Genomic DNA, 12,152 nt, shown 5'->3' on the forward strand with positions numbered 1-12,152 from the left:
GTCCCGCTCGCGCCCTTCCCCTTCCGTCCGCGCCGGCCCGCGCCGCGCCCCATCGGACCTCAATTCATGAACCGCAAGATCGTGCTGCTGCGCGGGGTCGCCGCCGCCGTCGCCCTGCTCACCGTCGCCTCCACCGTGGCGATCTCGCCTCCCGCCCAGGCTCAGCCCGCCGCCCTGTCGGCGTCGGCCCTGCGCAAGGTCGAGGTCACGGTGCCGGTCGGCAAGGCCCAGGTGCTGGAACTGCCCGCCCCCTATGTGGACCTGATGATCTCCAATCCGGAGACCGCCGACGTCCTGCCCCTGACCCGGACCTCGGTCTATGTGGTGGGCAAGAAGCTGGGCTCGGCCACGCTCACCGCCTACGGCCCGGGCCGCCAGCTGGTGGCCGCCGCCAATGTGGTGATTTCGGCCGACGTCGACAGCCTGCGCCAGAGGCTGCACGACACCATGCCCGGAGAGGACGGCCTGGTGGTCGGCGCCAGCAACCAGTCGGTCGTGCTGTCGGGACCCATCAGCAGCGGGGCGGCCGCCGGCCGCGCCGTGGCCCTGGCCGAAAGCTTCGCGCCGGGTCAGGTGGTCAACATGATGTCGGTGCAGGGCACCCAGCAGGTCACCCTGTCGGTGCGCATCGTCGAGATGGAGCGGTCCACGGCCAAGGCCCTGCGCCTGAACGTCGCCACCGCCGACCCGACCGCGCCCGGCTACCACAATTTCGAGATCGGCACGGGCGACACCGGCGTGCTCAGCAGCGTGCTCGACAGCTTCGGCCTGCTGAAGTTCCCCCTGCGGGCCGGCGACGTGGACCTGAACGTGCTGTTCGACGCCCTGGAAACCAAGGGCCTGGTCAAGACCCTGGCCGAGCCGAACCTGACGGCGATGTCGGGCGACACGGCCAGCTTCCTGGCCGGCGGCGAGTTTCCGGTGCCGGTGGCTCAGAACCAGAGCGGCGGCCTGACGACCATCACGGTCGAGTTCAAGCAGTTCGGCATCGGCCTAGCCTTCACCCCGACGGTGCTGCAGGACGGGATGATCAACCTGGTGGTCAATCCCGAGGTTTCGAGCATCGACCCCAACAGCTCGTTCGTCAGCAACGGCCTGCGCATCCCGGGCATCAAGGTCCGTCGCGCCAAGACCACGGTCGAGCTGCGCGACGCGGAGTCGTTCACGATCGCCGGGCTGATCCGCGACGACTACCAGAACCAGGTGCGCCAGTTTCCGATGCTGGGCGACCTGCCGGTGCTGGGCGCGCTGTTCCGCTCGACCAGCTACCAGCGCAACCAGACCGAACTGGTGATCGTCGTCACGCCGCACTTGGTCAAGCCGACCCGAGCGCGGATGGCGACACCGGCGGACCGCTTCACGCCGCCGTCCGACACCGAACTTTTCCTGCTGGGCCGTGGCCAGGCGAACCAGGGCGCTCTGTCGCCCGAGGATCGCGTGCTGCTGACCGGCGCCGCCGGCAAGGGAGGGGTCGAAGGACCCTATGGCCATGTCCTGCACTAGAATGATCCCCCTGGCGGTTCTGGCCGCCGTCGTCGCCCTGGCCGGTTGCGCCGATGCGCAGCGCGACCTCTCGCCGGACTTTGGCGCGGCGGTGCGCACCAACCTCGCCGCCCAGATCGCCGATCCCGAGGCGCGCTACGAGGGAGTCGGGCAACCAGGCGGCGACGGCGTCCGCGCCGCCCTGGCCGCCAGCCGCTACGGCAAGAACCAGGTCGTCCAGCCGGCCCAAGCCGCCACCTCCAGCGTCGACTCCAAGGGAGGGGCGAAGGGCCCAGGCTCCGCCAACTGACATGTCCCTCACAAGACGTTTCCTTCATGATCAATCCGGCGCCGTGGCGGCCCTCACAGGGGTGGCCCTGGTCGGCCTGGTGGCGATCGGCGGCCTGGCCTACGACGTCAGTCGGGCCTACGCCCTGCGGGCCGAGCTGGAGAGCGCGGTCGACGCGGCTGCCCTCGCCGGGGCCAGCCAGCTGGATGGAAGCGCGGGGGCCATGGGCCGCGCCCAGACCGCCGCCATGGGCAGCCTGGTCAGCAACCGCGGGGCCCTGGCCGACGCCTTCGAGGGCAATGTCGCGATCAGCGCCGGCGACATCGCCTTCCTCAGCGCCCACGATCCCGACGTCGCGGCGACCAGCAACGCCAACGCCAGCTTCATCCGCATCAGCCTGACGCCCCGGTCCCTGGGCCTGGTGTTCGGGGCGCTGACCGGCGTCGGCGGCTTCAACGCCACGGCCCGCGCGGTGGCCGGCTACGGCACGGCGATCTGCAAGGTGCCGCCGCTGCTGCTGTGCAATCCCAACGAGGCCACCAGCCTGACCTTCGATGGCGACGCCTATATCGGCAAGAGCGTCCTGCTGACCCCGCCGCCGGGCGGCAACGGGGCCTGGGGCCCTGGCAACTTCGGCTTCCTGTCGGTGGGGTCGGGCGCGGCCGACGTCAAGAACGCCATGGGCCGCAGTCCGCCGCTGACTGAGTGCTTCGGCGCCACGGCCCAGACCCAGACCGGCAACATCGCCTCGGCCGACGACTGGTTCAATGTCCGCTTCGACATCTACAAGTCGTCGGCGGGCGGCAACCAGAACGACCCGCTGTTCCTGCCGGCCATGAACACCATGGTGGGCGCCAAGACCGGCGCGGGCAACAGCGCCTGCTCGCCCTCGGTCTCCGCGCCCAGCAACTCGTGCGCCAGCGCCGCGGCCCTCGCCAGCGGCACGGGCTTCCCGCTGGATTGTGGCCAGACCGGCGTGCTGGGCAGCGGCGTGTGGAACGCGGCCCAGTACTTCGCCACCAACCATTCGGGGATCAATCCGACCACCTACACGCCCCAGGTTCCGGCGGGATCGAGCGGGACCGGCTGGGCCGCCTATGGCCCCGCGCCCGCCGCCGGTGGAACCAGCCCGACCCGCTACCAGGTCTACAAGTGGGAACTGGCGATGCTGGACGGCTCGATCGCCAAGCCGGCCGGGGCCTTCTCCGACGGCCAGACGGCGACCAGCGGGTCGCACGACTACGCCGCGCCCCAGTGCAACAAGACCGGCGCCCAGGTCGCGCCCGACCGCCGCACCATCTCGGCGGTGATCGCCAACTGCCACGCCGACAACGTCCATGGCAGCTCGACCGTGCATATCATCGCCTATGTCGACCTGTTCCTGACCGCCCCGGCCGTCAGCAATTCGATCTATGGCGAGGTCATCGGGACCACCACCGACGTGTCGGCGGTCGGGGCGGAGACCAAGCTTTATTCGGTGCGGCTCTATGACTAGCCGCCCGATCCCCTTGCTTCGCCGGCTGCTGGCCGGCTGCGGCGGCTCGGCGGCGGTGGAGTTCGCGCTGATCCTGCCGTTCATGACGCTGCTGTGCTTCGCCTTCGTCGGGGCGGGGCGATTGTTCTGGAACTACCACATCGCCGTTTCGGCGGTGCGCGACGCGGCGCGCTACGCCGCCCGCCTGCCGATGACCTGCGCCGGCCTGACCAACGCCGGCGACACGACCAAGGTCCAGAACGTGGCCCGGACCGGGGTTGGCGACGGCGTCGGCTCGCCGCTGATCGCCAACTGGACCAGCAACGCCAGCGTCGTCGTCACGGTGTCCTGCGTCAGCAACGCCGGCGGCGCCTATTCCGGCCGCTACGAGGACATGACCGGCGTGCCGATCGTCCAGGTCAGCGCCTCGCCGCCCTATATCGACTCCTTTGGTCCCCTGACCGGGGTGACGCTGACCAGCTTCACGGTCAGCGCCCAGCAGGCGTGGACCGAATGAACGCCCGGGCCCGCCGACTTTTTCGACTGGTGCGCGACGAGCGGGGCGCCGCGGCCGCCGAGTTCGGCCTGGTCTGCCTGGTGTTCATCTCGATGCTGCTGGCCGTCATCGACATGGGCCGCCTGGCCTGGACCATCAACGCCGCCAAGGCCGCCACCCGCGAGGGCGTACGCCTGGCCGTGGTCAGCCCGATCATCTCCACCTACATGGCCGGTTACGACGGCCTGAACCAGAACATCCCTGGCGGCGGGACGGTCCCGGACATGGCGTTCAGATGCTCCGGGGCCAGCTCGACCTGCACGCAGATCGTCGGCAGCGGCGGAACCGCCGGCTTCGACGCCACGACGTTCGCGGCCTTGCTGGCCAGGATGCAGTCCTACGATCCCGACATCACCGCCGCCAACGTGGTGATCACCTATCGTCATGTCGGCCTGGGCAAGGTGGGAAACCCCTTCGCTCCGGACATGGAGCCCCTGGTGACCGTCAGCCTAACCGGCATGACCTTCCAGAGCGCCGCCCTCCAGGTCGTGGGGGTCACGCCCTTCGCCCTGCCGAACATGGCTTCGACCCTCAGCGGAGAAAGCCTGTCATGAGCCTGCTCCCCTTCAACCGGATCAAGCCGCCCCCGGCGCCGGCCCCGCCGCAGCGGTCCTGCGCGTGGCGGGTAGGGCTGTGCCTGCCGGGCCTGGGCGCGGATCCGCCTCTGGCGATGCTGTCGGCCATGTTTCCGGCCGTCACCTTCCGCGGGCTGGACACGCCCTGGCCCGAGCGGGCCGCCCAGACCTTCGACCTGCTGATCGTCGGCCTGGACGCCGCCGATCCTGCCGAGATCGATCGCCTGACCACGCGCCTGTCGGCCTGCGCCGGCCGGATCGAGGTGCTGGTCGTGATGCGGGACGCCGACGTCGAACTGACCCGCCGCCTGATCCACCAGGGCGCGGCCGACGTGCTGCCCGCGCCCGTCACCGACACGGCCCTGGCCATCGCCCTGGAGCGGATTTTCTGCCGCCTGGACACCGGCCGCGCCCAGCGTCGCAGCGGCGAGATCATCACCCTGCTGAAGGCCGGCGGCGGCGTCGGCGCCACCTCGCTGGCGGTGCAGACCGCCGTGCGGCTGGCCGCCAACCCAGCCTCTGGGGGGGTCTGCGTGGCGGATCTCGACCTGCAGATGGGCGCCGCGGCGCTCTATCTCGACATTCCCGACCCGGTCACCGTGGCTCAGGTGCTCGCGGCCGGCGGGGCGGTCGAGGAGATGTCCTTCGCCACGGCCCTGACCGCGCACCGCAGCGGAGTGAGCGTGCTGGCCGCCCCCGGCGAGCTGATGCCCGTCGAGAGCCTGAACCCGGCTCTGATCGACGGACTGACGGCCGCCCTGCGCCGGGACTTCGAGATCACCCTGGTCGATCCGCCTACCGTCTGGACCGCCTGGACCAACCGCCTGCTGCGCCAGTCGCAGCGCATCCTGCTGGTCACCCGGCTGTCGGTGCCGCACGTGCACATGGTTCGCCGGCAGCTGCACATGCTGGCCGCCCAGCGGCTGGACGACGTGCCGGTCACGCTGATCTGCAACCAGGTCGAGGCCGAGGCCGGCGGCCTGACGCTGAAGGCGGCGCAGCAGGCGATCGGCCGGCCCTTCGACCTGGTCATCCCCGAGGATCGCCGCCTGATGCACCAGGCCATCGACCAGGGCGTGTCGCTGGCGTCGGTGCGGCGTGGCAGCAAGATCGAGGCGGCGATCGACCGCCTAGCGGACATGGTGGCGCCGGCGCGTGTCGCGGCGGCGGTGGGAGCGGAAAGGTAAGTCATGCTTTGGGGCGATGAAACCAGACATATCGAGGCCACGGCCGTGGCCGCCGCCTATCCGCAAGGGGCGCCTATCGACGACGCCCTGGGGCTGAAGGTCCGGCTGCACCAGCGGCTGATCGACCTGCTCAATCTGAACCTGCTGGACCGCACGCCGCGGGACGCCCTGCGGCAGGACATCCGCGGCGCGGTCACCGGCCTGCTGATGGAGGAAAAGCGGCTGCTGACCCCCGGCCAGACCGACCAGCTGGTCGAGGAGATCCTCGACGAGTTGCTGGGCCTGGGCCCCCTAGAGCCCCTGCTCAAGGACGACAGCGTCACCGACATCCTGATCAACACCCACGAGGTGGTCTATGTCGAGCGGGCCGGCCGCCTGCAGCGCACCAATGTCCGCTTCCAGGACACCCGCCACCTGGTGCGGATCATCAACAAGATCGTCGCCGCCGTGGGCCGGCGGGTCGACGAGAGCCAGCCGATGGTCGACGCCCGCCTGGCCGACGGTTCGCGGGTCAACGCCATCATCCCGCCGCTGGCGGTGGACGGGCCCCTGGTCTCGATCCGCAAGTTCGCCCGCTCGCCCCTGGCCATGGACCGCCTGGTCGAGCTCGGCAGCATCTCGCGGGAGATGGCGCAGGTGCTCCAGGCGGTGGTCCAGGCGCGCCGCAACGTGCTGATCTCCGGCGGCACCGGCTCGGGCAAGACCACCCTGCTCAACGCCCTGTCGGCCTATGTGGACGACCACGAGCGGATCATCACCATCGAGGACTCCGCCGAGCTACAGTTGCAGCAGTCGCATGTCGGTCGCCTGGAGACCCGCCCGGCCAATATCGAAGGCCAGGGCGAGGTGCAGCAGCGCGAGCTGGTCCGCAACGCCCTGCGCATGCGCCCCGACCGCATCATCGTCGGCGAGGTCCGCTCGGGCGAGGCCTTCGACATGCTGCAGGCGATGAACACCGGTCACGACGGCTCGATGACCACCGTCCACGCCAACACCCCGCGCGACGCCCTGTCGCGGGTCGAGCAGATGGTCGGCATGGCCGGGCTGGACATTCCCGCCCGCTCGATCCGCGGCCAGATCGCCTCGGCGATCCACGTCGTGATCCAGGCCGAGCGCATGGAGGACGGCACGCGCCGCATCGTGTCCGTGGCCGAGATTTCGGGCATGGAGGAGGACGTGATCTGCATGCAGGAGATCTTCCGCTTCCGACGTGTCGGCCGCGGGAGCGACGGGCGGGTGCTGGGCCAGTACGAGGCCGTCGGCGTGCGGCCCCGGTTCATGGAGGCGCTGGCCGCGCGGGGCATCAGTCTGCCGACCGACCTGTTCGCGGTCGGCCGGGTCTCGGCGTGACGCGATGGACACGCTCTTCTTCCCCATGGCGCTGGTCCTGGCCTTCGTGGCCGTGGCGATGGCCGGCCAGGCCCTGATCGGCCTCTTCCTCGGCGCGCGCGAACAGACCCAGCGCGTCAACCGTCGCCTGACTCTGATGGCGACCGGCCTGTCGCAGGAGGCGGTCTACCAGACGCTGGTGCGCAAGCCGCGCGACAGCTGGATCGGCCGCACGCCCTACGCGGCCCTGCACACGCGGGCCCTGCTCTATTGCCGCCAGGCCGGACTGTCGGCCGGGCCGATGCAGGTGCTGGGCGTGGCCGGCGGCGCGGCGGCCACGCTCTGGCTGCTGGCGATGGTCTTCCTGCGCGGCGTGTCGGTCGCCTCGCCCTTTCCGCAGGTGCTGATGGCGGGCTTCGGTGCGACCGGTCTGTGCTTCGCGGTCGCGGCGCTGTGGATCGCTCGCCGTCGCGCCGCGCGCCTGGCCAAGCTGGAAGAGCAACTGCCGTTGGCGCTGGACGTCATGATCCGCGCCCTGCGGGCCGGCCATCCGGTGATCTCCGCGGTCAATCTGGTGACCCAGGAGATGCCCGATCCGATCGGCAGCGAGTTCGGCCTGGTGATGGACGAGACCACCTATGGCGGCGAGTTCCGGGACGCCTTGCGCAGCCTGGCCCGTCGGACCGGCTCAGCCGACATCGCCTTCTTCGCCGTCAGCATCGCCATCCAGACCGAAACCGGCGGCAACCTGGCCGAGATCCTGTCCGGCCTGGCCACCGTGATCCGCGGCCGGGCCTCGCTGAACAAGCGCATCCGCGCCCTGTCCAGCGAAGGGCGGATGTCGGCGCTGATCCTCTCGCTGCTGCCCCTGGTCTGCGTCTCGGCGGTCAGCCTGTTCCACCCGGAGTTCTACACCAGCAAGTTTTCCGATCCCGCCTTCTGGCCGATCGTCGCCGGCATCGTGCTGCTCTACGGCGTCGGCCAGCTGATGATCCGCCGGATCGTCACCTTCAAATATTGAGGACGTCATGGACGACGCGCTGAGCATCACTTTGCAGATCGCGGTCTTCGCGGCCGTCGTCGGCGGCGTCCTGGCCGTGGTCTGGCGTCTCGAGCAGGGCGCGCTGATCCGTCGCCGGATGAAGGACGGGCCGGCCGCGGTCCAGGGCGCGCCCGACGAGACGCTGTTCAAGGTCGCTCGCCCGGCCAATCCCCTGCTGTCCTGGGTGCAAGCCCGTCTGCCGGCGGCGCGGAAGGACCAGCCTTCGCGCCTGGCCCGCACCCTGGCCGAGGCCGGTTTTCCCGCGCCGTCCGCGCCCGCCTGGTATGCCCTGGCCCGCATTGGCTCGGCCGTGGGCCTGCCGCTGATCCTGCTCGTTTCCCAGAAGCTGTCTTCGGCGCCGATTACCGGCCTGAAACTGGTCGTCGCCGCCCTGGTGCTGTGCGGCCTGGGCCTGGTCGTGCCGGCGATGATCGTAGACCTGCGCGCCGCCGGCCGCCGCGAGCGGCTGGAGAACCAATTCCCCGACGCCCTGGACCTGATGGTGGTCTGCATCGAGGCTGGTTTGGGATTCGACGCGGCCTTCGTGCGGGTGTCGCAGGAAATCGCCGCCTCGCACCGCGACATCGCCTTCGAGTTCGGCCGGGTCTCGCAGGAACTGCGCGCGGGACGGTCCCGCCCCGACGCCCTGCGGCGGATGAGCGAGCGGGTCAATGTCGACGCCCTGCGCGCCTTCGCCGCCCTGATGATCCAGACCGACAGCCTGGGCGCCAGCGTCGGCCAGACCCTGCGCACCTATTCGGCCGAGATGCGCGAGCGGCGGTTCCTGCGCGGCGAGGAGAAGGCCATGCGCATTCCCGTGCTGCTGACCTTGCCGCTGGTGGCCTGCATCCTGCCCGTGATCATCACGGCCCTGCTGCTGCCGGCGGGCCTGGACGTGGCCCACAACCTGCTTCCCGCTCTCAAGAGGCACTGACCATGCGACGCCTGTTGCTGACGATCGTCTGTTGCGCGCTCCTTCCCAGCCTGGGCGGCTGCGTGGTCTGGCGCGGCGTGGCCAACCTGGTCCGGCCGGACCCCCAGGTCGCCGAGGTTCGGGCCGTCCCCGCCCCCGGCCTGGTCGCGCCGGAACTGACCGCCGTGGCCGATCGACTGTACGCCCGCGCCGCCGACGCCATCCGCGTCCGCGACTACGCCCTGGCGCTGGAGCTGCTGCAGGTCGCCGCGGCCCGTGCGCCCGCCGACGTGAGGGTGCTCAACGCCCAGGCCGTGATCTATGACAAGCTGGGGCGGTTCGATCTCAGCGCCCGCTACTACGCTCGCGCCCTGGCGGTTGACCCGGGTTCGTCGATCGTCGCGCACAACATCGCCTATTCGGCCCGGCTGAGCGGGCGGGCGGTCGACACCGGTCGTCTCCTGGCGGGCGGTCCGCCCGAGGGACCCGCCGCCGGGAATGGCGGAGCAATTCCGGTGGGGGCGCCGTGATGGCCAAGATCCTGTTCCCCGCCGCCGCCTGCGTCCTCCTGCTGGCCGCCACGCCTGTCGCCGCGGCCGGCGGCTGGGGACGCGCCAAGCCCGCCGCCCCGCCTTCCGCCTTGCCGGCCGGCGCCGCGGCGGCCGATCCGGCGACCCGCGAGGCGACGGCGCTGGCGATCGAGACCGCCCTGGCCGAGGATCGCCTTGTGGACGCCTCCAGCCTGCTCGGCCAGGCCCTGACCGCCAACGGCGGCGATCCGCGCCTGCTCACGCTGTTGGGCGAGACGTGCCTGGCGCGAGGCGACGCCCAGGCCGCCCTGGCGACCTTCGCCCGGGTTCCCGTCGGCGATCCCTCGGCCCCCCGGGCGCGGCAGGGCGAGGGGCTGGCCCTGTCGGCCCTGGGACGCTCGGACGCCGCGCTTCAGGCTCTGCACGCCGCCGTCGCCGGCGATCCTCGCCTCTGGCGCGCCTGGAACGGACTGGGCCGCGAATACGATCGACGCCACGACTGGCCGGCGGCCGAGGACGCCTACGCGCACGCCCTGGACGCTTCCGGACGCGACGCCCTGGCGCTCAACAATCGCGGCTATTCCCGGCTCCTGCAGGGCCGGTTGCCGGAGGCCTCGACCGATCTGGTCGCGGCGCTGGAAAAGAAGCCCGACCTGGCCGCCGCGCGGAACAACCTGCGCCTGGTCCTGGCGCTGCGGGGAGACTACGCCCGGGCCTCGTCGCGCGGCGCTGGCGGCGACGATCCCGCGGCCTTGCTCAACAACGCCGGCTTCGCCGCCCTGTTGCGGGGCGACTACGACACCGCCGTCGCCCTGCTCGACCAGGCCGGAAAGGCGCGTAGCGTCTACTACGCCAGGGCCGGCGAGAACCGGCGTCTGGCCTTGAGCCTCAAGTCCCAGGACCAGCGCCTGGATGGGGCCGCGGCCGGAGCGCCGGCGGCGAGCGGGCAGGTCGGCCATGGAAACTGATTACGGACGCCTGATCTGGGCGGGCGCCTATGCCGGCTTGCTGCTCATCGCGGCCGGCAGCGACGCCTGGAGCCGCCGGATCCCCAACTGGTCGGTGCTGGCCATGGCCGGCCTGTTCCTGGTCGGCCTGCCGTTCGGCTGGCCGGTCGCCTCCTGGGCCGCTTGCCTGGGCGCCATGGCTCTGGCCCTGACGATCGGATTTCCCATGTTCGCGGCCCGGCTGGTGGGCGCGGGGGACGTCAAGCTGCTGGCCGCCGCCGCCCTTTTCATGGGCCTGGACCACCTGCTGCTCCTGTTCGTGGCCACCGCCATGGCGGGGGGCGCTCTGGCGCTGCTGGCTCTGACCGCGCGCCCCTACGCCCCGGCGCTGGCCGCCGCCGGCTGGCCCCGATTGCGCCCCGGTGTTCCCTACGGCGTCGCGATCGCCGCCGGCGCCATCTATGCGGGCTGGAATGCGGGCCTGTTCACGCTCACCCAGCACTTGGTCCGTATCGATCTGGGGCCCTGAAACCAGCATACGGCTTTTGCGTACATGTATTCCTTTGAGGGAATTTCTCTCGGAAAGCGAGATTTTTTCAATCTGTATCTCAACGATTGACTACCCAATCCAGGGTACGATTGCAGTGAAGAAATAATATCAAATGCTGATAGGAGCGATCAAGGCGTGATGGATATAGAAGTATACAAAAAAGTGTAAATTACACTACACAACCGACGATTTACACCGGAAAGTACTTCAAGATAATCCGACAGGCCGCGATCGCACATAACAGCGTGGGCGCCGCAGATGGGATTGATCAAGATGATCGAGGTCGTGGATTCAGAAGTTGAGCGCGGCGTCTTCGAGGCGCACGTGGCCAACGCCATCCTCAACCTGGTGAACTTCGGCGTGATCGTCGCCGACAGCGAGGGCTGCGTCTACGCCGCCAACGACCTGGCCTGGAGCTATGTCCAGCATGGCGACGGCCTGGGCGAAAAGGGCGGCCTGCTGAACGCCGAGAACGACTTCGAGGCCGAAGGGCTCCGCAGCCGGATCGCCAGCGCGGTCCGTCAGGGACGCCCCGGCGCCATGCTGGTGCACCGCTCGCGCAGCCAGAAGCCGCTGGTGCTGTTGATCGAGCCCTTCAGCACGGACGACAGCAATTTCCGCTGCGCCCTGATCACCGTGCGCGAGGTGGGGCGATCCTCGGTCCACGCGGTCGAGCGGGCCCGGATGATGTTCAATTTCTCGCCCGCCGAAGCCGAGATCGTTTCTCGGGTCGCCCAGGGCCGCGAGCCGTCCGAAATCGCCGCGGAGCGCGGCGTCAGCATCAATACTCTGCGGGTTCAGATGGCTTCGGCCATGGTCAAAGTCGGCGTTCACCGTCAAGCTGAGCTTGTCTCCGTACTTTCGTCAGCTGACGTACTGGAGTGATTGATAAATTTCCGTGATTTATTTCTCCGATTAACAAAGCTGCATTATTGGTCGCCGCTGAATAGATGGTAATATTACTTTGTCGCCAGATGAAAGCCCTCCCGGTATAGTCTGCAGCGATATGACCGGCTCACCGATGTGGTCCGCAACGTCATCGGTGAACTCCAGCGGCTCCGCCCGCCGAGCGTCGGATCGAGGTTCAGCACCCCCACCGCCTCGATCCGGCGCCGGTCGATCCGCCAGCAGCTATGAGTTGCCGGGGGATTCTCATTCTTGCCTTTCCAGCAATCCTCTATGCAAGCATAGTAAGAATGTATTATGCCGATTTGACTACTGACTCATATTTACTCTATATTTAATTGCGACATTCTATCATCCTTATTAGGAAATCTG

13 protein-coding genes are annotated in these 12,152 nt (G+C 69.4%); all 13 read left to right on the plus strand.

All coding sequences use genetic code 11. The features are described from left to right. The first annotated feature begins 66 nt into the window (after positions 1-66). A complete protein-coding gene (locus ASD47_RS15385) occupies positions 67-1,503 on the plus strand; it encodes a type II and III secretion system protein family protein (RefSeq protein WP_162251650.1) in 1,437 nt (478 codons plus the stop codon). After that, entirely contained in the window at positions 1,490-1,792 is a 303-nt protein-coding gene (locus tag ASD47_RS27020) for a hypothetical protein (RefSeq protein ID WP_162251651.1), read from the plus strand. The genes ASD47_RS15385 and ASD47_RS27020 overlap by 14 nt, the downstream gene beginning before the upstream one ends. Positions 1,793-1,835: 43 nt before the next feature. Then, positions 1,836-3,266: a pilus assembly protein TadG-related protein gene (locus ASD47_RS15395; RefSeq protein ID WP_162251652.1), complete on the plus strand. Its 1,431-nt coding sequence runs from the start codon at positions 1,836-1,838 to the stop codon at positions 3,264-3,266. Next, positions 3,259-3,762 (plus strand): TadE/TadG family type IV pilus assembly protein, encoded by a 504-nt coding sequence (locus tag ASD47_RS15400; protein ID WP_162251653.1) that lies wholly within the window; start codon positions 3,259-3,261, stop codon positions 3,760-3,762. Before ASD47_RS15395 ends, ASD47_RS15400 begins: the two co-directional genes overlap by 8 nt. Continuing rightward, positions 3,759-4,355 carry a TadE/TadG family type IV pilus assembly protein gene (locus ASD47_RS15405; RefSeq protein ID WP_056758331.1) on the plus strand — a complete coding sequence of 199 codons (597 nt, stop codon included), beginning with the start codon at positions 3,759-3,761 and terminating at the stop codon, positions 4,353-4,355. The genes ASD47_RS15400 and ASD47_RS15405 overlap by 4 nt, the downstream gene beginning before the upstream one ends. After that, positions 4,352-5,563 (plus strand): hypothetical protein, encoded by a 1,212-nt coding sequence (locus tag ASD47_RS15410; RefSeq protein WP_056758335.1) that lies wholly within the window; start codon positions 4,352-4,354, stop codon positions 5,561-5,563. The genes ASD47_RS15405 and ASD47_RS15410 overlap by 4 nt, the downstream gene beginning before the upstream one ends. A 3-nt stretch (positions 5,564-5,566) precedes the next feature. Further along, positions 5,567-6,913 carry a CpaF family protein gene (locus ASD47_RS15415; protein ID WP_056758338.1) on the plus strand — a complete coding sequence of 449 codons (1,347 nt, stop codon included), beginning with the start codon at positions 5,567-5,569 and terminating at the stop codon, positions 6,911-6,913. Between the two features lie 4 nt (positions 6,914-6,917). Continuing rightward, complete coding sequence (locus ASD47_RS15420; RefSeq protein WP_056758341.1) at positions 6,918-7,913, plus strand: type II secretion system F family protein; 996 nt, start codon at positions 6,918-6,920, stop codon at positions 7,911-7,913. Between the two features lie 7 nt (positions 7,914-7,920). After that, complete coding sequence (locus ASD47_RS15425; RefSeq protein ID WP_056758344.1) at positions 7,921-8,868, plus strand: type II secretion system F family protein; 948 nt, start codon at positions 7,921-7,923, stop codon at positions 8,866-8,868. Between the two features lie 2 nt (positions 8,869-8,870). Next, complete coding sequence (locus ASD47_RS15430; protein WP_056758347.1) at positions 8,871-9,377, plus strand: M48 family metallopeptidase; 507 nt, start codon at positions 8,871-8,873, stop codon at positions 9,375-9,377. After that, a complete protein-coding gene (locus ASD47_RS15435; RefSeq protein ID WP_056758349.1) occupies positions 9,377-10,345 on the plus strand; it encodes a tetratricopeptide repeat protein in 969 nt (322 codons plus the stop codon). The genes ASD47_RS15430 and ASD47_RS15435 overlap by 1 nt, the downstream gene beginning before the upstream one ends. Next, complete coding sequence (locus tag ASD47_RS15440) at positions 10,335-10,853, plus strand: prepilin peptidase (RefSeq protein WP_056758352.1); 519 nt, start codon at positions 10,335-10,337, stop codon at positions 10,851-10,853. Before ASD47_RS15435 ends, ASD47_RS15440 begins: the two co-directional genes overlap by 11 nt. Positions 10,854-11,159: 306 nt before the next feature. Further along, a complete protein-coding gene (locus tag ASD47_RS15445; protein ID WP_230983852.1) occupies positions 11,160-11,759 on the plus strand; it encodes a LuxR C-terminal-related transcriptional regulator in 600 nt (199 codons plus the stop codon). Positions 11,760-12,152: the final 393 nt, after the last annotated feature.

It is taken from the genome of Caulobacter sp. Root1472, from assembly GCF_001426985.1.
In the GTDB taxonomy this organism is placed as follows: domain Bacteria; phylum Pseudomonadota; class Alphaproteobacteria; order Caulobacterales; family Caulobacteraceae; genus Caulobacter; species Caulobacter rhizosphaerae.